The 25,013-nt window shown below is 31.2% G+C and carries 26 protein-coding genes; 18 read left to right on the top strand and 8 right to left on the bottom strand.

Features of this window, described 5'->3' with window-relative positions; all coding sequences use genetic code 11:
- Positions 1 to 443: hypothetical protein (locus tag OU788_RS07695; protein WP_274634631.1), on the top strand; the 443-nt coding region annotated here is incomplete at its 5' end.
- Between the two features lie 139 nt (positions 444 to 582).
- Here the strand turns inward: OU788_RS07695 and holA are convergent.
- A complete protein-coding gene (gene holA, locus OU788_RS07700; protein WP_274634632.1) occupies positions 583 to 1,584 on the bottom strand; it encodes a DNA polymerase III subunit delta in 1,002 nt (333 codons plus the stop codon).
- A gap of 17 nt (positions 1,585 to 1,601) precedes the next feature.
- On the opposite strand from holA, the gene OU788_RS07705 reads away from it, so the two are divergent.
- Both OU788_RS07705 and OU788_RS07710 read left to right on the top strand, forming a co-directional pair.
- Positions 1,602 to 2,045: a type I restriction enzyme HsdR N-terminal domain-containing protein gene (locus OU788_RS07705; protein WP_274634633.1), complete on the top strand. Its 444-nt coding sequence runs from the start codon at positions 1,602 to 1,604 to the stop codon at positions 2,043 to 2,045.
- Between the two features lie 176 nt (positions 2,046 to 2,221).
- Positions 2,222 to 3,220 (top strand): glycosyltransferase family 2 protein, encoded by a 999-nt coding sequence (locus OU788_RS07710; RefSeq protein WP_274634634.1) that lies wholly within the window; start codon positions 2,222 to 2,224, stop codon positions 3,218 to 3,220.
- Positions 3,221 to 3,352: 132 nt separating this feature from the next.
- Here OU788_RS07710 and OU788_RS07715 read toward each other — a convergent pair whose 3' ends face one another.
- Genes OU788_RS07715 through OU788_RS07730 form a run of 4 tightly spaced genes read right to left on the bottom strand, consistent with a single transcriptional unit; the run spans position 3,353 to position 5,550 of the window.
- The gene (locus OU788_RS07715; RefSeq protein WP_274634635.1) at positions 3,353 to 3,904 is read right to left on the bottom strand and encodes a ceramidase domain-containing protein; all 552 of its coding nucleotides are present in this window, start codon (positions 3,902 to 3,904) and stop codon (positions 3,353 to 3,355) included.
- Between the two features lie 36 nt (positions 3,905 to 3,940).
- Complete coding sequence (locus OU788_RS07720; RefSeq protein ID WP_274634636.1) at positions 3,941 to 4,414, bottom strand: SRPBCC family protein; 474 nt, start codon at positions 4,412 to 4,414, stop codon at positions 3,941 to 3,943.
- Positions 4,414 to 5,034: an L-threonylcarbamoyladenylate synthase gene (locus OU788_RS07725; RefSeq protein ID WP_274634637.1), complete on the bottom strand. Its 621-nt coding sequence runs from the start codon at positions 5,032 to 5,034 to the stop codon at positions 4,414 to 4,416. The genes OU788_RS07720 and OU788_RS07725 overlap by 1 nt, the downstream gene beginning before the upstream one ends.
- A gap of 3 nt (positions 5,035 to 5,037) precedes the next feature.
- Positions 5,038 to 5,550: an IS1096 element passenger TnpR family protein gene (locus OU788_RS07730; protein WP_274634638.1), complete on the bottom strand. Its 513-nt coding sequence runs from the start codon at positions 5,548 to 5,550 to the stop codon at positions 5,038 to 5,040.
- 57 nt (positions 5,551 to 5,607) lie between these two features.
- Between OU788_RS07730 and OU788_RS07735 the strand changes: the two genes are divergently transcribed.
- The 3 genes from OU788_RS07735 to OU788_RS07745 all read left to right on the top strand — a co-directional run bounded on the left by OU788_RS07735 (position 5,608) and on the right by OU788_RS07745 (position 8,075).
- The gene (locus OU788_RS07735; RefSeq protein ID WP_274634639.1) at positions 5,608 to 6,024 is read left to right on the top strand and encodes a PaaI family thioesterase; all 417 of its coding nucleotides are present in this window, start codon (positions 5,608 to 5,610) and stop codon (positions 6,022 to 6,024) included.
- A gap of 183 nt (positions 6,025 to 6,207) precedes the next feature.
- On the top strand, positions 6,208 to 7,038 hold the full coding sequence (locus tag OU788_RS07740) for an alpha/beta fold hydrolase (protein WP_274634640.1): 831 nt from the start codon (positions 6,208 to 6,210) through the stop codon (positions 7,036 to 7,038).
- The gene (locus tag OU788_RS07745; RefSeq protein WP_274634641.1) at positions 7,035 to 8,075 is read left to right on the top strand and encodes a chorismate-binding protein; all 1,041 of its coding nucleotides are present in this window, start codon (positions 7,035 to 7,037) and stop codon (positions 8,073 to 8,075) included. Before OU788_RS07740 ends, OU788_RS07745 begins: the two co-directional genes overlap by 4 nt.
- A 380-nt stretch (positions 8,076 to 8,455) precedes the next feature.
- On the opposite strand, the gene OU788_RS07750 is transcribed toward OU788_RS07745, so the two are convergent.
- Positions 8,456 to 8,818: a PUR family DNA/RNA-binding protein gene (locus OU788_RS07750; RefSeq protein WP_274634642.1), complete on the bottom strand. Its 363-nt coding sequence runs from the start codon at positions 8,816 to 8,818 to the stop codon at positions 8,456 to 8,458.
- A gap of 79 nt (positions 8,819 to 8,897) precedes the next feature.
- Positions 8,898 to 10,652 (bottom strand): ABC transporter ATP-binding protein, encoded by a 1,755-nt coding sequence (locus OU788_RS07755; protein WP_274634643.1) that lies wholly within the window; start codon positions 10,650 to 10,652, stop codon positions 8,898 to 8,900.
- A 157-nt stretch (positions 10,653 to 10,809) separates the two neighbouring features.
- On the opposite strand from OU788_RS07755, the gene OU788_RS07760 reads away from it, so the two are divergent.
- The 8 genes from OU788_RS07760 (at position 10,810) to OU788_RS07795 (ending at position 17,742) form a co-directional block, all read left to right on the top strand.
- The gene (locus tag OU788_RS07760; protein WP_274634644.1) at positions 10,810 to 11,910 is read left to right on the top strand and encodes a Glu/Leu/Phe/Val family dehydrogenase; all 1,101 of its coding nucleotides are present in this window, start codon (positions 10,810 to 10,812) and stop codon (positions 11,908 to 11,910) included.
- 79 nt (positions 11,911 to 11,989) lie between these two features.
- Positions 11,990 to 12,928: a transcription antitermination factor NusB gene (nusB, locus tag OU788_RS07765; protein ID WP_274634645.1), complete on the top strand. Its 939-nt coding sequence runs from the start codon at positions 11,990 to 11,992 to the stop codon at positions 12,926 to 12,928.
- A 37-nt stretch (positions 12,929 to 12,965) separates the two neighbouring features.
- Positions 12,966 to 13,433 (top strand): DUF1573 domain-containing protein, encoded by a 468-nt coding sequence (locus OU788_RS07770; protein ID WP_274634646.1) that lies wholly within the window; start codon positions 12,966 to 12,968, stop codon positions 13,431 to 13,433.
- Complete coding sequence (yajC, locus tag OU788_RS07775) at positions 13,433 to 13,753, top strand: preprotein translocase subunit YajC (RefSeq protein WP_274634647.1); 321 nt, start codon at positions 13,433 to 13,435, stop codon at positions 13,751 to 13,753. Before OU788_RS07770 ends, yajC begins: the two co-directional genes overlap by 1 nt.
- 82 nt (positions 13,754 to 13,835) lie before the next feature.
- A complete protein-coding gene (locus tag OU788_RS07780; RefSeq protein WP_274634648.1) occupies positions 13,836 to 14,765 on the top strand; it encodes a hypothetical protein in 930 nt (309 codons plus the stop codon).
- A 1-nt stretch (position 14,766) separates the two neighbouring features.
- Positions 14,767 to 15,357 carry a dephospho-CoA kinase gene (gene coaE / locus OU788_RS07785; RefSeq protein ID WP_274634649.1) on the top strand — a complete coding sequence of 197 codons (591 nt, stop codon included), beginning with the start codon at positions 14,767 to 14,769 and terminating at the stop codon, positions 15,355 to 15,357.
- A 109-nt stretch (positions 15,358 to 15,466) separates the two neighbouring features.
- Complete coding sequence (locus OU788_RS07790) at positions 15,467 to 17,032, top strand: sensor histidine kinase (protein ID WP_274634650.1); 1,566 nt, start codon at positions 15,467 to 15,469, stop codon at positions 17,030 to 17,032.
- A gap of 11 nt (positions 17,033 to 17,043) precedes the next feature.
- Complete coding sequence (locus OU788_RS07795; protein ID WP_274634651.1) at positions 17,044 to 17,742, top strand: response regulator transcription factor; 699 nt, start codon at positions 17,044 to 17,046, stop codon at positions 17,740 to 17,742.
- A 68-nt stretch (positions 17,743 to 17,810) separates the two neighbouring features.
- Here OU788_RS07795 and OU788_RS07800 read toward each other — a convergent pair whose 3' ends face one another.
- A complete protein-coding gene (locus OU788_RS07800) occupies positions 17,811 to 18,344 on the bottom strand; it encodes a hypothetical protein (protein WP_274634652.1) in 534 nt (177 codons plus the stop codon).
- A 191-nt stretch (positions 18,345 to 18,535) separates the two neighbouring features.
- Between OU788_RS07800 and OU788_RS07805 the strand changes: the two genes are divergently transcribed.
- From OU788_RS07805 to OU788_RS07820, 4 genes are all read left to right on the top strand, one after another.
- The gene (locus OU788_RS07805) at positions 18,536 to 19,432 is read left to right on the top strand and encodes an ABC transporter ATP-binding protein (RefSeq protein WP_274634653.1); all 897 of its coding nucleotides are present in this window, start codon (positions 18,536 to 18,538) and stop codon (positions 19,430 to 19,432) included.
- Positions 19,433 to 19,441: 9 nt separating this feature from the next.
- Positions 19,442 to 20,290, top strand: a complete 849-nt coding sequence (locus tag OU788_RS07810) for an ABC transporter permease (RefSeq protein WP_274634654.1) — start codon at positions 19,442 to 19,444, stop codon at positions 20,288 to 20,290.
- Positions 20,291 to 20,338: 48 nt separating this feature from the next.
- A complete protein-coding gene (locus OU788_RS07815; RefSeq protein ID WP_274634655.1) occupies positions 20,339 to 23,194 on the top strand; it encodes a T9SS type B sorting domain-containing protein in 2,856 nt (951 codons plus the stop codon).
- An 88-nt stretch (positions 23,195 to 23,282) separates the two neighbouring features.
- The coding region (locus tag OU788_RS07820) for a PKD domain-containing protein (RefSeq protein WP_274634656.1) at positions 23,283 to 25,013 on the top strand (1,731 nt) is incomplete at its 3' end.

Raw genomic sequence — 25,013 nt, forward strand, 5'->3', positions numbered from 1 at the left:
ATTGTGTTTTGTGGTTTAAAGCTAAATACAACCATCCTGAAGATTTATATAAGTTTATAGATAAGTATAAAAACTTATGGCAAACAGATACATTTTTGAGAAGACAAGTAACGGCAATTTTATCTCGACTTCTAATAACTAATAGCGTTAAAGTAGAGAAATTACTTTACAACCAAATATCCTCTGGAATTACCAATACAGTAACCTTAGCAAATCAGATACTTTCATTTTCTGATTTTGAGAGGTCAAATAGTAGGCTCAATTTTTATTTATTTCCAGAAAACAAACAGAAAATATATCCATTATCTAAATTCCTTGTCCTTTGTTCAGTTTTAAATTCAGAAAAGATTAGAACAAATAAAGAAATTAAGGAGAAGGTAAAAAAGAGTATTTCAGACCCGTATTATTTACGATGGTTGGATTTACAGTATAATATAAACTAAAAAGCCAATTGCTAACTTAAGACGTATATAAAAAATAGCGGTTTTGGTGCTTAAATAAAAGATAAATAATAAAATAAAGGTTAGATATAATCCAAAAAATTAGCAAATAAAAATCCGCTACTTTTCATATACAATCACCTTAATGCAAAATCTTAAACAACAATTCTTTTAAAATATCGGCATGGGTTTGGTTAGCACCAACCCCTTTGCTTTTTACATCGGCATCACGTAATAAGGCTATAATTTGTGATACTTTTCTCATTGGGTAGTTACGAGCTGCATTTACATAATCATCCACAAAATATGGATTCACTCCTAAGTTTTTAGCAACCGAAGCTTTCGATTTATCTTTTAATCCGTGGTACATTAATAACTGTGTAAAAAAACTGTTTAGTAACGAAATTGTCATTACTAACGGATTATTCTTAGGGTTTTGAGCAAAATAATTGATAATCCTGTTCGCTTTTACCACATCACGCTGCCCTACTGCTTTACGCAACTCAAAATTGTTAAAATCTTTAGAAATACCGATATTTTCTTCAATGTGCTTATCGCTAATAATAGTTTCTGCAGGTAATACTGAAGTTAGTTTATCAAGTTCATTGCTAATCTTGCTCAGGTCAGTTCCTAAAAACTCTACCAACATTTGAGCTGCTTTTGGCTCGATATTAAACTTTTTTCCACCCAACACCTGACGTATCCAATCGGCTACTTGATTATCGTATAGTTTTTTACTCTCGTAAATAAGTCCGCTTTTAGCAATGGCTTTGTACGCCTTTTTACGTTTATCGAGCTTTTTATATTTGTAGTTAAACACCAACACCGTACTCGGTTGAGGGTTCTCTGCATAACTTTCAATCTTTTCTATAGAACGACTTAAATCTTGCGCTTCTTTAACAATAATCACTTGCTTTTCAGCCATCATTGGAAAACGTTTTGCCGACGATACAATTTCTTCTATCGACACATCACGACCGTACATAACTACTTGGTTGAATCCTTTTTCAGACTCATCAAGCACGTTGTCTTCAATATAATCTGAAATTTTATCAATGTAATATGGTTCTTCTCCCATTAAAAAATAAATGGGTTTGATGTTACCTCCTTTTATATCGGATATGATAGATTTAATTTCGTTCATTTTCTTACTTTTGGTTTATGCAAAAGCTCAACCTTCCTAGCTATACATTCAAGCTCAAAAGTAACGAAAATAAGACGCTTATTTTTGATAATTTGAGAAAAAAATATGTGGTTTTAACTCCTGAAGAATGGGTACGCCAACATTTTGTTCAATTACTAATTCAAGAAAAAAACTATCCTATTTCTTTAATTGCTATTGAAAAACAATTGATTATCAACAACCTAAAAAAGCGTACTGATATTGTGATTTTTGCTTCGAACGGACATCCGAATATTATTGTAGAATGTAAAGCTCCACACATACCAATTACTCAAGATACTTTTGATCAAATTGCGCGTTATAACTTAAAACTCGATGCAAATTACCTCATTGTAACCAACGGACTGCAACACTTTTTTTGTATGCTCGATAAAGAGAACGAAACCTATGTGTTTTTAAGAGATATTCCTGAGTACAAGTAAATACCTTTATTTCAAACCGAAAAATTGCTTCACTATCAAAATGGAAGACGAAGTCTTAAACATGAGAATTACTTAACTTATGAGATTCCTCCTCATACCTCGTTCGGAATGACGAAACACAGAATGACTCATGCTTTTTAACAAGAATTTCATTTATAAACTGTAAATTTGCCGTCTTGAAAACAGCTATTGTCATATTAAACTGGAATGGGAAAAAATTGCTTGAGCAGTTTTTACCTTCTGTCGTGAATTTTAGTTGTGAAGATGCTCAAGTATATGTTGCTGACAATGCTTCTACAGACGGTTCTATTGCATTTATCAAACAATATTTCTCTTCAGTAAAAATTGTTAGAAATACCGAAAACGGCGGGTATGCAAAAGGTTACAATGATGCCTTACAACATATTAATGCCGACATTTATTGTTTAGTAAATTCTGATATTGAAGTTACCGAAAACTGGTTAACTCCCGTTATTGATACTTTTGAAAAAGAACCGGATACAGCAATTATTCAACCGAAAATTTTAGATTTTAAGGACAAAACAAAGTTTGAATATGCTGGTGCTGCTGGTGGTTTTATTGATGCTTTTGGGTATCCTTATTGTCGTGGACGTTTGTTTAACGACTTGGAAACAGATAACGGACAATTCAACGATACTACCGAAATATTTTGGGCTTCAGGAGCTTGTTTTTTTATCCGTTCCAAAGTATTTCATCAGCTCAACGGTTTTGACGAAGACTTTTTTGCACATCAAGAAGAAATTGATTTATGCTGGCGTGCTAAAAATAGTGGGCATACTATAAAATATGTAGGAGCATCCACTGTATACCATGTAGGTGGAGCAACATTAGATACTTTAAACCCTAAAAAAACGTTTTTAAATTTCAGGAATAGTTTACTTAACCTAGTTAAAAACTTACCACTATTTAAATTACTTCCGATTATTTTCTTTCGTTTAGTATTAGATGGCTTAGCTGGAGTTAAATTTTTATTAGAAGGAAAACCAAAACATCTTTTTGCCATTTTAAAAGCTCATTTTAGTTTTTACGCACACCTTCCAATATTTTTAAAAAAGAGGAAAAAACTTCCGAAGGAATCAAACTACGCATTATATACTTCTATTGTTTGGCAATATTATGCTAGAAGGAGAAAAAAGTTTGAAGATTTACGTTAATTCTTTTTCATCTTTATAAATGTAGTAAAGCAGAAAAAAAACTGCTACACCACCAAAGGTATGCCATAACCAATGTGTTCCCATGGGTAATAATTCAATTTTATTATCCAACGTTCTAAACAAAAGCGCCATTCAGAATATTAACACTCCGTAAGCTATATATTTTACATTTTTCCAATGTGTTTTATAAGCGTACCACACTAAAGGAGTTGACACCGCTAAGGCTGTTACTGCATACCCAAACGATGTTCTGTACCCTACTGGTATTGGTAAAAAACGAGGTAAAATAGACACTAAAAGTATTGCAAGTAATATGCCTATTCGTTGCCACCAATTTCTTTTTATTTTTCCGATGAAATAAATGATTGCACCTAAACATACAAGCATAATAGGTACCCAGTCTAACAACAGCCAAAATTCATGACTTCGGGTTCCGTGAAACATGGTACCTCCTACCCAACTGATGAATATTACAGGAATGGCAAACAGAAAAAACGGATATTGCTTAGGGTTTTGATAAACTCTCTTTCCGAAGTAAATCAATAACACTATAAAAATAAGATTGCTAAATGTATTGAAAGGTTCAACAAGTAACCTACCTGCGATTGTTTCTTGATATATTGGTCCGCTGTCGTTAGGGAATCTTTCCAGTAAAAACATATATCCTTTTCTATTATGTAACAAGATAAGGATTAATGTTTTAATTAAAAATTAAAGTTTTTATAAAATAACACGCCATGCATCTGTTTCTGCAAAATCTTTGATAACCTTATTTCTCTCTAGTAATAAGTTTATCATATATTTTTTCAAGAATATTTTATCTATTAATCTTCCTAGAAAACCAAAAGGAGAAACATATTCAAACACATCGATCATCTTTACTTTATTCTCAAATTCTTCAATAAAATAATGTTCGTGTCGAAAACTTTTAAAAGCTCCTTTTTGCATTTCATCTACAAAATATTCTGGATACTTATATTCTGTAATTTTTGAAGTCAGTTCTTGATAAAACCCCAAATGTTTGGCCCTCCAAGTAACACTTTCATCCAACCCTATTAAGCCCGTCATTTTACCAGCAACGACTTCTTCTTTTGTCTTTTGAGTTGATATTTTGTGTAATTCTACACTACGAGATAAGTCAAAAACGATTTTTTTAGATGAATTTATATAAGTGATTAACTCAATTCTAGGCATTACAAAATATCTAAACTTCCTTTTCCTTCACGAATCACTTCTGGCTCATCGGTTGTTAAATCGATTACGGTAGATGCATGGTTATCTCCATAGCCTCCATCAACAACAACATCTACAATATTTTGCCACTTTTCGAAGATTAATTCAGGATCTGTAGTATACTCTAATACTTCGTCTTCATCATAAATAGAAGTAGACACTATTGGGTTTCCTAAAGCTGCCACAATTGCCCTTGCAATATTATTATCAGGCACACGTATACCTACCGTTTTACGCTTTTTATACGCTTTCGGCAACGTATTACTACCAGGTAATACAAAAGTATACGGTCCTGGTAAAGCTCTCTTTAAAATTTTATACGTAGCTGTATCTATTTGCTTTACATAATCTGACAAATGGCTTAAGTCATTACACACAAAGGAAAAATCTGCCTTTTCTGGCTTTATTCCTTTAATTTTTGCAACTCTAGCTAAAGCTTTAGCATTTGTAATATCGCAACCCAACCCGTAAACCGTATCGGTTGGATAAATTATTACTCCTCCGTTTTGTAAAACTTTTACAATTTTTTGAATCTCTTTAGGGTTCGGATTGTCGTTATACAACTTTATAAATTGTGCCATGGCTTAGTAATTGTCAAAATCAAAATCGTCTAAACTTTCAAAATCATTAAACTCATCGTCAAATTCATCGCCAAACTCATCATCTAAATTTGTAGATAAATCATCTGCTTTAAACTCCTTTTCTGGAGCTTCTTCTGGAACTTGTCCAATTGATAATATCATTTTTGTTTCAGTAACAGCTTCGTCAGACTGTTCTATTACTTCTACATAAAAGGTCCACATTTGTAAGAAATCATACACGTAAATTAACTTATCGTGCATATTCGGTAAAGTTTCATTCAATATACAAGTTGCCATTGACACCCCTTCACCTGCTTCTACCATATTAAATAACGGAATTTCTTCTCCTTGATTCCAATCTTCGTCTGTACGGTAAAAAGAAGCCATTTCTTGTCCGTTAAAACCAAACGATTTTGCGATATCAAAATGCAAATTTTCTAACGAATTATTTTCACTTACCATTAGGGTTCTAATTACATCTTCTTTTGTATCTAAAATTACGCGTACTTTATACATTCTATCATTTTTTGTCAGTACAAAAATACGTATTTTTGAATGATAATTTTTAGTAAAATGAACAAGCAAGAATCTCTTACAATCTTAAACAATTACAATAAAAACACCCTAATGGAAACTTTAGAAATTGAGTTTATTGATTTGGGGGATGATTTTATTACTGCCAAAATGCCTGTAACTTCAAAAGTGCATCAACCCTATGGAATATTACACGGTGGAGCCACAGCTGCCTTAGCAGAATCGGTTGGAAGTTGTGCTTCTGCATTTTTTTTAAGAGATTCTAATAAAATTATAAAAGGAATTGAACTAAGCATTAATCATATCAAAAGTAAAAAGGAAGGACATGTTTTTGCTACTGCTAAAGCGATTCATAAAGGTAGAACTACACATTTATGGGAAGTAAAGATTGTAGATGAAGATAACAATTTGATTTCGCTTTGTAAGATAACCAATATTGTTTTAGACAAACAGTAGCATTGAACCCCCATAGAGGGATTAAGCACACTTAAATAATCGCTTAAATAACAAGGACATGAATAAAAAAGAGTTCAAAAGCTTTATGCTTCGGCTACGCTTAACAACGAACAAATATATCTAAAACTTAAAAATCAATATTTTAACTCAAAATTTATTCATGTGAAATTGTTGAAAAAAATCTTGAAATTTACAGGAATTAGTCTTTTTGTAATTCTACTTGTTTTATACTTCTTATTTTGGAAGTTTTCTGCTCCAAAATCTGATCAACAAGTGCTTAAAAAGTTTAATCAAAGTTCTGTTATACCTACACTTTCTCACGAAAATTTTAAAGGATTTGAATACAGAAAACTTTCTATTGTAAAAGACACCACCTTACCTACGCTAGTTTTTGTTCATGGAACCATAGGTTCTTCTACCGATTTTGTAAAATACATGAAAGACAGTTTACTACTTAGTAAAGCTAATATGATTTCATATGATAGGATTGGTTACAATTATCAAGACAAAAATCCGGTTCAAGAAAGTATTGCTTTTGAGCGTGACATGCTTCAAGATATTTTACAAGATGTAAATCCTAAAAAAACAATTGTTGTTGGATATTCTTATGGAGGCCCCATTGCTTTAGCTCTTCAAAAAAAAGTTCATAAAGTACTATTATTGGCTCCTGCTATATACAGCAAAGTAGAACCGATGCCTTGGACCTTGAATTTTTATAAATGGAAACTTACCAGATGGCTTGTTCCACCCATATGGCAAGAAGCTAGCAGAGAAAAATTATCACATAAAGAAGATTTACAAAAATTTGAAAACAACTGGAAATCAACCCCAAACCAAATAGTAAGTATTCATGGCACAAATGATTGGATTGTTCCTCAAGAAAACTCAATATTTTTAGAACAACACTTCCCTAAAAATCAGTTTAAGTTAATTAACATTTCTGATGCAGGTCATGGGTTTATTTGGAGTAAATTTGACACGATTAAACAACTTTTAATACAAGAACTAGATTGAGTATTTTTTCAAACATAAAAGAAGCTTTAAAACAACAATTACCCTTTGTTGCCTACAGAAAACCTAATACATCTTTACTGAAGGGTTGGTTTCAGCAAAATGCTACGTTAATTACTTCTGAAAACTATAGTGAAAGCGGATTTATTTTTGCTCCGTTTGATAATAGAGAAAAAGCTATTCTAATTCCTGAAAATCAATCTACTTATTTTGAAGAAGAAGTAAGTATAGATTCTATTTCTTCTAATAACAATACTAATCGCACACCTGATACTTCTTCCGAAGAAAACCATATTCAACTTGTTGAAAAAGGAATACAAGCCATTGAGAATAATCAATTTAAAAAAGTAGTTCTTTCCAGAAAAGAAAAAGTTGAATTACCAGAATTCAACCTTATTGAGACTTTTCAAAAACTTTTAAATAGTTACCCTACAGCTTTTGTATATGTTTGGTATCATCCAAAAGTTGGTTTGTGGTTGGGCGCTACTCCTGAAACATTAGTGAGTATTCAAGGCACCACCTTTACTACTATGTCTTTGGCTGGAACACAAGTTTATAATGGCACTACCAATGTTTCTTGGCAACCTAAAGAAATAGAAGAACAGCAGTTTGTTACTGATTATATTACAGATAAACTTATAAATTACTGTTCAGAAATAACCACTTCTGATACCGAAACTATTAAAGCTGGTAATTTACTTCATTTAAGAACTATTATTAACGGGACGCTAAAAACGGATAATGCTACTTTAATAAACACCTTACATCCTACTCCTGCTGTTTGCGGGTTGCCTTTAGAAGCTTCAAGAGAATTTATTTTAAATACTGAAAACTATCACAGAAGTTTTTATACTGGTTTTTTAGGAGAGTTAAACATCAACTCTAAAGAAAGTAATTTGTTTGTGAATTTACGTTGCATGGAAGTTGAAAATAACACGATATATATATATGTAGGCGGCGGAATTACACGAGATAGCAACCCTATAAAAGAGTGGCAAGAAACCGTAGCTAAGACCACTACAATGAAAAAAGTTTTATAGGAAAATCCCCTATTTTATAAAACTTTTCACCTAACAGAAATATTAACCCTCTGAAATACAGCTTTTTTTACTATATTTAGGTAAACTTAAAATTCGCTTTCCTATGAAACAAAAATTACTTAGGATTAACCAGCGTGAAGATAAACTTAATAGTAGAGTAGGTAGAACTTTAACGTATAAGCAGCTGGTTGAATTCGCATCAAAACTACCAAACAAAATAAAATCGCTTGTTTAAAAGCAAAAACCACCAATTGCTTGTGCACAACTGGCGGTTTTTAAGTGTAAATTGAATTTGAATTGATTTTTTTATGCACAAACCAAGCTCTAAACACAAATTGTAATTTGTGTTTAGGGTTTATACAAAACAGTTATCTTCTGTTTTAAATATCGTCAAAAGAAACATCAGTAAAACTTTCTGTAGAAGAGGCTTCTGTAGCTATGCCTTCTTCTCTCTTATAGTCTTTTTGGTGACGTTCACTAATTACTTCAGAACCTTTTTCGTTTACAATAAAGTCTGTTGCTCTTCCTAACATTTCTGCAAAATCAGTAAAGTCTTCTTTATATAAGTAAATTTTATGTTTCTGATAATGGAAAGACCCATCATCGTGAGTGAATTTTTTACTTTCTGTTACTGTTAAATAATAATCATCTGCCTTTGTAGATCTAACGTCAAAAAAATACGTTCTTCTTCCTGCTCTTAAAACCTGTGAAAAGATTTCTTCTTGTTCTACTCTCTCGCTCATAATTCGCTTTAAATAATAGTTGTTTACTTAAAATTTCTCAACAAATCTAACAAAATATTTGACTTGGCAATACGAATTGCTATATTTCTTTTTCTAAAAGTTGTTGTTCATACAGGTCTTTATAATATCCTTTTTCCTTTATTAATTGATTATGAACACCTTGTTGAATTATCTTTCCGTTATCTAATACGATAATTTTATCGGCATTTTTTGCTGAAGACACCCTGTGACTAATAATTATTGTGGTTTTATCGCTAGAAACTCGCTCTAAATTAGATAAAATTTGCTCTTCTGTCTCGGTATCTACTGCTGATAAACAATCATCAAAGATTAAAATTTGCGGATCTTTAATAATTGCTCTCGCAATAGAGGTTCGTTGCTTTTGACCACCTGAAAGTGTAACACCTCTTTCTCCTAAAATGGTTTTATATCCTTCTTTAAAATCGATGATATTCTCATGAATTACAGCGTTTTTAGCAGCTTCAATAATTTCTTCTTCCGTAGCATCTTCTTTACCAAACTTGATGTTGTTTTCAATTGTATCAGAAAATAAGAAAGGTTCTTGTGGCACAAATCCTATTTGATTTCTTACATCATATAAATTACACGTTGTAATATCTTGTCCATCTATAAACACTGTTCCTTCAGTAGTATCATACAATCGTGATATAAGGTTGATAATGGTCGATTTTCCACTTCCTGTTTTACCCAAAATTGCTAAAGTTTCTCCTTTATCAACTTTAAAACTCACATCTTTTAATGCAGTTATATCAGTATCTTCATACGTAAGGGAAACATGTTTAAATTCAATCTCTCCTTCTACATCCGTCGTACCTTCATTGTTATTTTGGATTTCAGGAACATGCTGTAAGAACTCATTAATTCTTTCTTGAGAAGCTTCTGCTTGCTGAATCATAGAAGTAACCCAACCTACAACAGCAACCGGCCATGTTAAAATATTTACATACATAACAAAAGCTCCAATAGCTCCTACTTGAATTTCATCATTTATATATAATGTACCTCCTACATACAATACAATAATATTACTAATTCCTATCAATAGTACCATAAGAGGAAAAAACAGTGCTTGTACTTTATATAAATCAATATTCTTTTCTTTATTAGCATCCGCTAAATCATCAAAATTTATGATTACTGCATCTTCAATAGCATACGATTTTACCACATTAATACCCGAAAAAAACTCTTGATTAAAGGTTGTTAACTTCGATAAATATTGCTGAACAATAGTACTTCTCTTATTTATCTGCTTACTCAACACAAAAATCGACACCGATAAAACTGGAAATGGTATCATGGTGTATAGAGTTAGTTTTGGAGAAATTGCATACATCTGAGTAAAACCAATTACGAAAGACACTAACATGTTTAATGAATACATGATAGACGGACCAACATACATACGCACCTTAGACACATCTTCGCTAATACGGTTCATTAAATCCCCGGTTCTATTTTGCTTGTAAAAATTAAGAGATAATCGCTGATATTGTTGGTAAATCTCGTTTTTTAAATCAAATTCAATCATTCGAGACATCACTATTATGGTTTGACGCATTAAAAAAGTAAAAAAACCACCTAATAAAGTTACTCCGATAATAAGTAAAATATTGTTTAGCAAAATGCTTTTTACTTCTGATATCTCCGTTATTTTTCCTAACTGATAATCTTCTACCACATTTAGTGAATCACCAACAAAATCAGGAATTCTTAGTGTAAATATTTTTGCTAGAACAGTTATAAAAACCCCTAACAATAACCTCCACTTATACTTTATGAAATACTTATTTAAATACTGTAATGCTTTCAATCTTACTTTTTTATAAAAATTCAACTTAAAAAGAAGCTTCTTGTTAAAGATACCATAATTGAGCTCTCTTTTTTTGCTTTTGTTTTAACGATTTCTTACTTTTGTGCTCGAATTTTTGAGATTGCTTAAATTATCTCAAATTAAAAAACTAAAACAAATGACATCAGAAATCATTGATACTAAAGATCTTAAGAACGACCCTGTGTTTGGTCAATTATCTTTTGACAATCACGAGCAGATCGTTTTTTGCAACGACGAAGATACAGGTTTAAAAGCAATTATTGGTATTCACAACACAACTTTAGGACCTGCTTTAGGAGGTACTAGAATGTGGCAATATAAAAGTGAATGGGAAGCTTTAAACGATGTATTACGTTTGTCTCGTGGTATGACTTATAAGTCTGCTGTTACTGGTTTAAACCTTGGTGGTGGTAAAGCAGTTATTATTGGTGATGCTAAAACTCAAAAAAATGACGCGTTAATGCGTAAGTTTGGTGAGTTTGTAAACTCTTTAAGCGGAAAGTATATTACTGCGGAAGATGTTGGGATGGAAACTCGTGATATGGATGTTATTCGTGAAGTAACTCCACACGTAACAGGTGTTTCTGAAGCAATTGGTGGATCTGGAAACCCTTCTCCTGTAACTGCTTACGGAGTGTACATGGGTATGAAAGCTGCTGCTAAATATAAATTCGGAACTGATAACTTAGAGGGTAAAAAAGTATTAGTTCAAGGTGTTGGTCACGTAGGTGAAACTTTAGTAAAGCACATTACTGACGAAGGTGCTCAAGTTATCTTAAACGATATTAACGAAGCTCGTTTAGAAGAATTAAGCAAAAAATACGGTGCTAAAGTTGTATTAGGAAACGATATTTTTGGTTTAGACCTTGATATCTATGCTCCTTGTGCTTTAGGTGCTACTCTTAACGATGAAAGCATTGCTCAATTAAAAGCTCAAGTAGTTGCTGGTGCTGCTAACAACCAATTAGCAAACGAATTAAAACACGGTACGATGTTAAAAGAAAGAGGTATTGCGTATGCTCCTGATTTCTTAATCAACGCTGGTGGTATTATTAATGTATATGCAGAAGTTGAAGGTTACGACAAAGCTGAAAGCTTAAAGAGAACTGAAAACATCTACAACACTACATTAGAAATTTTCAATTTATCAGAAAAAGAAAACATCACTACACATCAAGCTGCTTTCAATATTGCACAAGCAAGAATTGATGCTCGCAAAAAAGAGCAAAATAGCTAGATAAAAAATAAAAAAAAGTTTTACTTTTGCAGAGCGTTAGAAATAGTTTCTATCGCTCTTTTTTTTAAAGTTCTTTAGAATGATTAACAGAAGACATATTCGTGTTAAAGTAATGCAGTCGGTATATGCGATGCAACAATCGCACAGCGATGATTTAGTTAAGGAAGAAAAATTCTTAAAACACAGCATTCAAAAAATGTACGACTTGTACGTTTTAAATCTTCAATTATTAGTTGAAGTTCAAAAATTAGCTCGAAAGAGAATAGAGCTTTCAAAAAAGAAAATTCTTGCTACTAAAGAAGAACTTAATCCAAATACAAAGTTTATTAATAACAAGGTTTTAAACCAACTTAAAGAAAGCGTAAGCTTAGAAGGGTATGTTGAGCTTAATAAATTAAATTATTGGGATCTTGACGATGAGTATGTAAAAATTTTGTTAGATGAATTACAGAAAAGTGATATCTACAAAAAATACATGGACACCGTTGAAGATTCTTTTAATGTAGACCGTGCTTTTGTTATTGACTTTTTTAGAGAAATTGTAGCTCCTAACGAAAAATTAGCGGATTATTTTGAGGATAAAATGATTTCTTGGGTTGACGATATTCCTTTTGTAAACACTTGGGTTTTAAAAACTATTAACAAGCAAAAAGCCAACAAACCTTTTATTTTAGGTAGTTTATATAAAGATAGTGAAGACCAAGCTTTTGTATCCAACTTATTTAACAAAACCATGTTAAATCAGCATAAATACGAAGAAGATATCAAAGAAAAAACACCTAACTGGGAAGCCGATAGAATTGCCGATATTGATATGATTATTATAAAAATGGCTATTACAGAATTTTTACACTTCCCTTCTATTCCAAGTAGAGTTTCTATCAACGAATATATTGAGTTAGCTAAAGATTATTCTACTAATAAAAGCGGTTACTTTATCAATGGTGTTTTAGATAAATTAGCTAAAGACTATCTTAGCTCTAACAAGATGGTGAAAATAGGTAGAGGATTATTATAAAAATTAGTATTTTTACAACAAACAAAAATATTTTACAATGAAGAAAATAGCAGTAGCATTAGCATTTGTTGTTTCAGCAGGAATGTTAGTTTCTTGTGGACAAGGTAATGCTTCATCAAAAGTAAAAAAAGAAAACGTTGAGAATGCAGAAAAAAGAGACAACACTATTAACCAAGGTGCCCCAGAGATCTCTTTTGACAAACAAGAATTTGATTTCGGTACAGTTAAAGAAGGTGAAGTTGTTGAAACTACTTTCGTTGTAACCAATACAGGTAAAAGTGATTTAGTAATAACACACGCCCAAGCATCTTGTGGTTGTACGGTTCCTGAGTGGACAAAAGACCCAATTGCACCAGGTGAAACAGGTGATATTAAAGTTAGCTTTAACACAAGCGGAAGAACTAACAAACAATCAAAATCTGTTACGTTAACTACCAATACTGAGAAAGGTAGAGAAATTATCAAAATTTCTGGTATGGTAACCCCTAAAAATAAAGACGCATAATGTTTACAACCATTTTTTTACAAGCTAGTTCTCAAGAAAGTTTAATGAACATGCTTCCTTTTGTAGCAATGATTGCTGTTTTTTACTTTTTAATTATTCGCCCTCAAATGCGTCGTCAAAAAAAAGAAAAACAGTTTCAAACAGAAATTAAAAAAGGAGCTAAAATTGTTACCACAAGTGGTATTCATGGAAAAATAGTTGAAATTAATGATACTGACAATACGGTTTCTATCGAAACTGGTGCTGGTAAAATTAAATTTGAACGTTCTGCAATTTCAATGGAATTAAGCAAAAAATACAGTACTGAAAGTAAAAACTAACTGTAATACACTGATATAAAAAAAGTGAGCTAATTAGCTCACTTTTTTGTTTTTTATGTAGATTGCATCAATATTTATTTTCTTGAAAAAAAACGTTAACATACCTAAAACCTTTTTTGGTTTCTTAATCGCCTCAATATTTTTTTGGTTACTCATAAACCTTTCAAAAGAATACAATGCAGAGGTAGAATATGACATTGAATACACTCAATTACCTCAACAAAAAACATTGATTGACGCTCCTTTTAACAAACTAACCTTAAATGTAAAAAGTAGTGGTTATAATTTATTAATGTCCAGCATTAACCACAAACCAATCACGCTACAATTAGACAAAGCGGTTAAAAAAAAGGGAAGCAACTATTATTTTTTATCAAAAAACTTGCATCCTGAAATACAACATCAATTAAAACATAATATTGAGTTAAATAGCATCACTCAGGATACTATTCCTGTAAAAATAGGATTGTTGAGTTCTAAAAAAGTTCCGTTAAAACCTAATGTAAATATCTCTTTTCAGTTAGGATATGGTCTTTCAAAACCTTTAAACCTCACTCCAGATAGCATCTTAATTTCTGGTGATGAAACTGATGTTAACAGAATAGAGTTTCTAAACCTTGATAGCGCTACTTTAGAGAACATCTCTAAAAACACAAATATTACCTCTTCTATTCTATTTCCTGAAAATATTCAGCTTAAAGCGAGTCATAAATTAGTAGATATTGAATTGTTGGTAGACAAATTTACAGAAGGGGAAATTGAAGTGCCTGTTCTTGTTAAAAATGCCCCAAAAGGAATTAACATTTTCCCTAAAAAAGTAAAAGTGATTTATAAAGTAGGCTTGAAAAACTTTAATGAAATTACCCCTGATTTATTTAAAATAGAATGTGATTATTTAGACGCTGAAAATAACGAGTTAAACTACCTTACACCTAAACTTAAGGATACTCCTAATTTAGCTACGGTACTAAGAATAGTGCCCGATAAAATTGACTTTTTAATTTACGAATAATATGGTAGTAGGATTAACAGGCGGAATTGGTAGTGGAAAATCGACCATTTTAAAAATGTTTTCTGAGTTTAAAAACATTGCTGTTTACATGGCAGATGATGAAGCCAAAAAGCTCATGCATACTTCACCAGTAATTAAATCTCGTTTAATTACTGAATTTGGCAAAGAAACCTACATTAATAACGAATTAAACAGACCATATTTAGCTTCTATCGTTTTTAAAAACAAAGAGAAATTAGCTTTGTTAAACTCTATTGTTCACCCTGTTGTTAATGAACATTTGCAAGCTTTTATCAAACAAAATTCTGACAAAGCTTACGTTTTATATGAAAATGCCATACTTTTTGAAAACGGTAGCGATGCTTTTTGCGATAAAATTATTACTGTTACTGCTCCAGAAGAAGTCAGGATTAACCGAGTTGTAAAAAGAGACAACACTACGATTGAAGAAGTAAAAAACAGGATAAAAAACCAATGGAGCGACACAAAAAAAACACTTCAATCCAATTACATTATTGATAATAAAACACTTAACTACTCCAAAGAACATGTGTTAAGAATCCATAATTCTTTAACAAAAAGGACTGTATAATTTACGCTTTACTAACCCTAACTGTTAAAACTTTCTTAATTTTACAATAACTTTGTTAATCTAAGTTAAAACATTATATCTCTAACTTATATTAATTTATTTTTGAATAATGGGTAAGAAAATCTTTATTCTCATTGTTGTTTTAATGAGTATTTCTTTAATAGGAATTATCTCTATTCAAGTATATTGGATAAAAGATGCTATAAAAAACAAACAACAACAATTTAAAAATAATGTAACCATTGCTTTAGCTCGTACCTCTGAAAACATAAAAGAGAGAGAGTACTTAGAGTTTCAGCAAAACTATAAAGATTACTTTGAAAGTAACAAACTAAGAACAGAAGCAGAAATAACAACGTTTCTTTTTCAGCAAGTTGATACTGTTAGCAAAACTAAGTTTTCTTTTGGTAGTTCTATTTTAGAAGAAAGTTTTAAAATGCCTGGTGAGTTTGTTGATAATGATTCTATCATTATTAAACGATATTCAGGAAAAGAAGATATTTTCTTTTCTCAGGTTATAAAATCAGAAAACAAAGATTTTAAACCCTTTTTAAGCGAAAACCGTTATTCTGTTTACAAAACTTATCCAAGTTGGAATGATGATGTAATGGAACATGCTTTTCGTAGAAGTAAAAGTATTTACGCAATACATCAAAGAATAAGTAATAAAGAATTAAAATTTATTCTGAAAGATGAATTCGCTAAAATGAACATTACTCAAGATTTTAAGTATGTTGTTTATGAAGACGGATTAGCAACACAACTAAAATCGGGGTATTTTAATATACAGCCAGAAGATATTAACTATCCTCTACTTGAAGATGAAGAAGGAAATAGTAAATATAAATTATATGTAAAATTTCCTGACAAGCGAAAAAACTTGTTATCAGGAATGATGGAAATATTAGTACTTTCCTTATTCTTTATAGGAATTATTATTGCTGCATTTTCAATATCATTATACCAAGTAATACGTCAAAAGAAGATTTCTGAAATAAAAACAGATTTCATCAACAATATGACACACGAGTTTAAAACACCTATTGCAACCATTAATCTTGCTTTAGACGCGATTAAAAACCCAAAGATCATATCTGACGAAGAAAAAATTAAGCGCTATGTGCAAATGATTCGCGATGAAAACAAGCGTATGCACGGGCAGGTAGAAAATGTATTGCGAATTTCAAGACTAGAAAAAAATCAACTTGAAATTAGTAAAGATGCTGTTGATATGCATGATATTATTGAAGAAGCTATAGAGCATATTCAATTATTGACTGATGACAAAAAAGGAAGTGTTACAACGCACTTCGAAGCTATTTCAACAGAGGTTTTAGGAAACCAATTTCACTTAACCAATGTTGTTGTTAACATGTTAGAAAACGCATTAAAATATTCAGAAAACGCACCAAAAATTGATGTATTTACTGAAAGCACAAATAAATACTTTATCTTTAAAATAAAAGACGAAGGGATAGGAATGAGCAGAAATGCTCAAAAATATGTGTTCGATAAATTCTATAGAGAACACAAAGGGAACATACACAACGTAAAAGGTCATGGTTTAGGATTATCTTATGTTAAAGAAATTATAGACAACCACCAAGGTACCGTTTATGTTGAGAGTGAAAAAGGCAAAGGAAGCACGTTTACAGTTAAATTACCATTAATATAAAAGATTAAGGAATGGGGAGTAAAAAAATATTATTAGTAGAAGACGATCCTAATTTTGGAACAGTTCTTAAAGATTATTTAGCACTTAACGATTACAATGTTACACATGCTAAAGATGGAATCGATGGTTTAATCATGTTTAAAAATGCTGAGTACGACTTATGTATTTTAGATGTTATGATGCCTCGTAAAGATGGTTTTTCTTTAGCTGAAGACATTCGTGCTACAAACAAAGAAATTCCAATTATATTTTTAACTGCAAAAACATTAAAAGAAGATGTTTTAAAAGGTTACCAAGTTGGAGCTGACGATTACTTGAATAAACCTTTCGATTCAGAAGTTTTATTACACAAAATCAAAGCTATTTTACAACGTAAGGAAACTGAAAAAACAAACGACAGTGACGAGTTCGAATTCAAAATTGGAGGGTTTGACTTTAACTCTAAGTTACGTCACTTAACTTACAAAGGTGGTGAACCTCAAAAATTATCACCAAAAGAAAGTAAGTTATTACGTATGTTAGCTATCCATAAAAATGACTTAATGCCACGTGAATTAGCGTTGACGAAAATTTGGAGAGACGACAACTATTTCACTTCTCGTAGTATGGATGTATACATTGCAAAGCTTCGTAAGTATTTGAAGAATGATGAAAATGTAGAAATTTTAAACATTCATGGTGAAGGATTTAGATTGATAGACAACAAATAATATCATTTTAAATAAATTTAAGCTTAGGTAAACCCTAAGCTTTTTTATTATCTAATCTATTTATTTTTCTATCTTGCTCCTGATAATTCTTCAATAGTACTGTACTTTCCTTTATAACTTCCTGTTGCTACACTTCCGTTAACTCTTTTCACTTTAAAGTCTAATGAAATGTTAGTTTCGTTAATTGAATTTATAGTTAAAGTAACTTCATCTCCATTTTCATACTCCATTAGTAATTGTTCATTATCGTATTCTCCTAAAAATTCTCCATCAGTCATAAACTCATACGATAAACTATTTGTTGTATAAGTTTTTGAGGTTAAATTTTCATCACGAACAGCAATTGAAAAGAAATCTACCTCAGTTAAAGCTACACCTGAGTTTTGGGCAGCTTCTATATCTTGTTCAGTAATATTTAATAAATGTAACAATATAGTAGTTCTACTATGTTTTGTGAATTTTTCTACGAAAATTGATTCCATCGGATAATTTTTTCCTTCAATTATAAATTGATTTGGTGTTTCTTGAACATCATCAGATGAACAGCTTACGTAAAAAACAGTAGTTAAAATAATCGCTAATAAGTAGTTTATTTTTTTCATAATAATATAATTTGACATGCAAAACTACCTTGGTTTTAAACCATCTAGTTAAATTTATTTCTGAATAGGTTTTATTTCTTTCTAAAAAGCCATGTTTTCCTTTTAAACTATTTTCTGTTACTTTTTTTATACATTGTAACAATAATTTGAATGAATCGTCAAATACATATAATCAACAAAATCAAAAAAGCTTGGAAACAATTTTATCTATACAAAACCTCGATAAAAAATACGGAAAAGTTCATGCGGTAAACAACCTCTCTTTTGACATTCAAAAAGGAAATGTTTACGGAATATTAGGACCTAATGGAAGTGGAAAATCAACCACTTTAGGTATTATTTTAAATGTAGTTAACAAAACCTCAGGAAGTTTTAGCTGGTTTGATGGTAAACTATCTACTCATGAAGCTTTAAAAAAAGTAGGTGCTATAATTGAGCGTCCTAATTTTTATCCATACATGTCGGCAGTTCAAAACTTACAGCTCATCTGTAAAATAAAAGGTGTTTCGTATGATAAAATAGACGAAAAATTAAAAATTGTAAATCTTTACGAGCGTAGAAACAGTAAGTTCAGAACTTACTCTTTAGGAATGAAACAACGCTTAGCAATTGCTTCTGCCTTATTAAACGATCCTGAAATATTAATCTTAGACGAACCTACTAACGGACTAGATCCACAAGGGATACATGAAATTCGTCAAATTATAAAAGAAATTGCTCAAAACGGCACGACTATTTTACTTGCCTCACACTTACTTGATGAAGTAGAAAAAGTGTGTTCTCATGTGGTAGTAATAAGAAACGGTGTAAAATTATACAGTGGTAGGGTTGATGAAATGACAGCTTCAAATGGATTTTTCGAGCTACAAGCCGAAGATCAAAACAAGCTTAAACAACTTTTAGAAAATCACTCTTCAATAGGAACTATTAACAGTGAAAATGGAGTTTTAATTGCGAATTTATCTTCTGAATTGTCTGCCTCAGAAATTAATAAATTTCTATTTGACAACGGAATTTCTCTTTCGCATTTAGTAAAACGTAAACCTAGTTTAGAGCAACAATTCTTAGACCTTACCAACAACCAATAAACTTACATCATGCTACGACTTTTAAATATAGAATTACATAAATTAAAATATAACAGAGCTAGTAAAGTTCTTTCAATTATTTATTTCGCCCTATTAACATCAATTGCTTTAATTGCTGCAATAAAATTTGATATAGGTCCGATTAAGTTTCATTTAGCAGAACAAGGTATTTTCAATTTTCCTTACATCTGGCACTTTAATACCTATATAGCTGCAACTTTTAAATTTTTCTTACTATTAGTTATTGTTTCTATGATGGCTAATGAGTATAGCTATAAAACGTTAAAACAAAATTTAATTGATGGTTTAAGTAAAAAAGAGTTTGTTCTTTCTAAATTCTACACTGTTATTGCTTTTGCTTTTATTTCTACTCTATTTGTATTTGTTGTTTCTTTAATTCTTGGTGCTATTTATTCAGATTTTAATGAAATGTCTATTATTTTTTCAGATTTAGGTTACTTAGTTGCTTTTTTCATAAAACTATTAGGCTTTTTCTCTTTTGGTTTATTTTTAGGAATTTTAATTAAGCGATCAGCATTTGCAGTAGCAGCTATGATTGTTTGGTTAATTGTTGAAAGTTTAATTAAAGGCTACTTGTATTGGACTTTTAGAGATGTAAAAACAGGAACTGATGAAGCAGTAAACAGTATTATGCAATTTTTTCCTTTAGAATCGATGGCTAACTTAATTAAAGAACCTTTTACTAGATTAGGAGCTGTGAAATCGGTAGCGAGTCAAATAGGAGAAAACTTTACCAAAGACTACTCTGTTAGCTTATTCAACATAACAATTGTGTTAATTTGGACAGCTATTTTTATCTATTCATCATATGCTTTGTTAAAAAAACGAGATTTATAGAGGGTTTTATGTAATTTAGTTGTTTTATCTGTATAAAAATCTATTTAAATGGTAAAACAACTACTTTTTGTATTTCTGTGTATAAGCTCACTTTCTATTTATAGTCAAAAAGAAGCCAATGTTTGGTATTTTGGAAACAAAGCTGGAATTGATTTTAATGGAACTCCAATCGCCTTAACAAATGGCGCATTAAATACCGAAGAAGGTTGTTCTACTATTTCAGATGAAGATGGAAATCTTTTATTTTATTCTGATGGAATTAAAGTATGGACAAAAAACCACGAATTAATGAGGTATTCTAATGGGCAACTTGCTAATAATTTACAAGGAAATCCATCAAGTTCTCAATCTGGTTTAATTGTACCTGCTCCTGAAAATAAAAACATATACTATATTTTCACTGTAGGAACCGATTATATCCCTAATAATGCTGGATACCCTAGAAACCCTGGTTTTAACTTTTACACTATTGATATCACAAAAGGAAATGGAGGTGAAATTATAGCAGGTCCTATCAACCTTTCTAATAACAGAGATTGGGGATGGTCTGAAAAAGTTACAGCTGTACAAGGAAAAGACTGTACAGAAATTTGGGTTTTATCTATTGTAGAGGACACTTTTTATGCTTATAAAATTGATCAAAACGGTGTAGACCATTTGAATCCTGTTATTTCTAAATCTTCTTATATATTACAAGATAAAAGAGGATATTTAAAAGTATCGCCTGATGGAACAAAAGTAGCTTTGGCCGACTTTACAGCTGGTCAAAATACAGGAAACGGTCGTTTGGTATTGTATGATTTTGATAATGTCACTGGAAAAATTACTTCATCAGGAGAAATATTAACTACTCCTTCTGTTGATGGAGTACCTTATGGTGTTGAATTCTCTCCTCAATCATCTAAACTTTACGCTTCATTATTTATTCCTCCATTTACCTTTAGTATTCTCCAATTCGACTTACTTGATAAAGATGTAGCGCAAACAAAAGCTCAAATATGGAGAGGATCTGGGTATAGAGGCGCTTTACAACTAGCTTCAGATGGAAAAATATACAGTTCTATTCCTGATAAGTCATATTTAGGCGCCATTGAAAACCCTGATGAAAGCGCAAAAAACGTTACATACAAACCAGTAGCTATTGATTTAGGAAGAGGAAGAACCTCTCAGGGCTTACCTCCTTTTATCCAATCATTTTTTGCTCCTGTTAAGTTATTGAATGCTGACTCTAATGCTGTATTAAGTAACACAAATCAAGTATTTTGTATAGGAGACAGCTATGAAATAGTTCCTGAAATTAATAATCCAAACGATAGTTACACATGGTCAAAAGACGGAACAGTAATAGCTAATACAAGAACACTAACTGTAGACAACGCTAATTTTGGAAGCGGTTTATACGAAGTTAAAATAGAGTCTAATTCATATTGTAAGAAAACATATACAGGTAAAGTTCAAGTTACATTCGAACCTAAACCTACTATTAATACAATTCAACCCTATATTCAATGTGACTTCGATAGTAATCCTTATGATGGGTTTGCTGCTTTTAACCTTGAGCTTTTGGAAGCTTCTTTAGTTGATGATTTTTCTAATATTTCAATAGATTTTTTTGAAACTTCTGATAGTAACTTTTCAAGTCCTCTTAACAAAAATAACTATACTAATTCAGTAGCTAAAAATCATTCTATTACAGTAAAAGTAACAAACAATACTACAAACTGTTATCAAACTCAGGTTATCGATTTACAGGTAAATCCTACTGGATTAAATATATACTCTGATGAACATATTAGTGAGTTAGATCAAAATGCATCAAATGCAAATGCTAAATTTAGTATAGGCACAGGTAATGGATTTTTTGATTTCTCAATCAAAACTCAACAAATAATCAATAATTCTGGAGGAGCCTTATCGCAAACTACTCACGATTTTCAATATTACAGAACTGTAGAAGACGCCTCTTTACAAACAAATCAAATTCTCCCTCCTTATGAAGATCATTTATTTACTAATAATTCTGATGTCTATGTAAGGATTTCTAACAAAGGAACAACATCTTGTGAAACTGTTGGGAATTTTAAAATACTTGTAGAAAAGCTACCTATTCCACAAGGAAATCTAAACGAAGAAATTTTATGCGTAGACAACCCTAAACGAACACCACAGCCACACTCTATAGCCTTAAATGCTGATACTGGAAATACCACAGACACCTACAAATGGTACTTAAATGGTAATTTAATTCTAAACGAAACCTCGGCTATTTATAATGCTAATTCAGCAGGTGAATACAAAGTTGAAGCATACAGAAAGTATCCTAACATAAATACCCCATCCATGGGATATAACACTTTTTTTGTCAAAGAATCCAATCAAGCATTAATTGTTAATATCAAATCTGTGGACGACCAAGACAATCCAGATAGTAATAAAATAGAAATTACTGTAGATGGAATTGGAGATTATGAATATGCTCTGAACAGCACTAATTTTGGTGATTTTGTCAAAGGAGACGAAAACCTAACATATACCTTTACCAATATTCCTCCTGGATTGAATTTTATTTCTGTTAGAGATCGAAATGGGTGTGGCGTTGTATCTTCTGATCAAATTTCAACCATATACTTTCAACGTCATTTTACTCCAAATGGAGATGGTCATTTTGACACATGGAAAGTGTTAGGTGTTGATAATGATTATTATGATGTTGTTAAAGTTCAAATTTTTAATCGTTTTGGGAAATTGATTAGTGAAATTACCGATAAAAATCACCCTGGTTGGGACGGTGTATACAATGGTACTACCCTACCTACAAATGATTATTGGTACAAAGCAGAATTAATAAATAAAAACGGGGAAGTTCGTAAAAAAACAGGGCATTTTTCTTTAATTAGAAAATAAGAAGTAAGTCTCTAAAACACCAAAAGTTAGCTGTTATAAATATTATTATTATTTTGTAAATTAGCTTTTCTCAAACAATTAACTAGCTATGAATAAGTTAATATTTATAATTCTTTTTTTTTCTTCTCTTTTTTGTTTCTCTCAAAGAGAAGCCGACAATTGGTACTTTGGAGATAAAGCAGCAATGCAGTTCAATAGTGGATTTTTAAATGTTTTAAATAATAGTCGAATGACTACAGAAACAGGATCTTCCAGTATCTCTAACAATCAAGGAGAATTATTATTCTACACAAATGGTCAAACCATTTGGAATAAAGAGCACCAAATAATGGAAAACGGAGATGACTTAGCTGGAGAACCTGAATTGATTCAACCTGCCATAATCATACCCAAACCCAACAACAATAATATTTATTATATTTTCTCTACTAGAAAAACTAAGACCAACGCTCCTTTAATGTTTCCTGGAATTTATTATTCTGAAGTCGAAATATCTAGTACCTACCCTTTAGGAAAAGTAGTCCGAAAAAACGTACGTCTTGAAAACTCAACAGCTACAAGAATTACTGCTGTTCATCATAAAAATGGAAAAGATGTTTGGGTTATTACTTATGGAAGTGATTCTTATGGTGGACCAGACAATGTGTTTTTTGCCTTTAACGTAACCGAAAACGGTATTAAACTCCCTGTAAAAAGTAGGTTAAATGAAATAGATCCTATTTTTAAGACAGGGGAAATGAAAGCTTCTCCTGACGGTAGTAAGGTTGCTTTATCAACTAACACTAAAATTTACATTTATAATTTTGACAATACAACAGGTACTCTTTCTAGATTTAAATACCTTAATTTATTATTAAATTTCACAGAAGGATATAGTTCTTATGGTTTAGCTTTTTCTCCAAATTCAAAATTCTTATACTATCCTTCTTTATTTTCTAGTAGTAAAAGGAGTTATACTATCATGCAAATGGATTTAGACGATCCTAGAGAAGATCATATTGGAGTTCCTGTTTTCAAGACTGGACCTACTAGAGCTAGTGCCTCTGCTCAATTAGCTTCAGATGGTAAAATATATATAGCCCAAATAAAGAAAAAGAATCTTTTTGACGAGAATGGATATTACACTGGCTTTGAAATTTACCCCATAAAAACTTTAGGGGTTATTAACCAACCTGATAAACTAGGTGAAGCTAGTGATTATGAACATGATGCGATAAACTTAGAAAATGGTTTGTCATATTATGGCTTACCTAATTTTATTCAGTCTTACTTTAGAAATAGAATTATAACTGATAATGAATGTGTTTCTGATAATTTCGAATTTAGCTTAGATTCATATAAAACTATTGTTTCTGCAGAATGGAATTTTGGAGATGGTTCTAACTCAACAGAATTAAATCCTTCTCACAAATATAACAATCCGGGAAAATATATTGTTTCTTGTAATGTCTCTTTTGAATCTGGCACCACAACTTTTTATAAAGAAGTTATTGTTTATCCTCTTCCTGTCCTAATTTCAAATCAAAAATTAGTGCAATGCGATAATGACAATGACGGAGTAAGCTTATTTAATTTGAATGATGTAAATGACCTTATTTCAAATGACAATACTCTTACCTACAAATTTTATAGAAGCCTAGCTGATGCTGAAAATAATACAAATGAAATCTCAAACTCAGAAAACTTCTATAATGAAACCCCTTTACAAACTATTTATGCCAAAGCATTTACCGTTTATGGTTGCTCTGAAATTGAAAGCTTTACTTTAGAAGCTATATTCAAACCTGCACTAAGCATTACTCCAATTGTAGCTTGTGAA

This window comes from Tenacibaculum sp. L6, assembly GCF_028823685.1.
GTDB lineage: Bacteria > Bacteroidota > Bacteroidia > Flavobacteriales > Flavobacteriaceae > Polaribacter.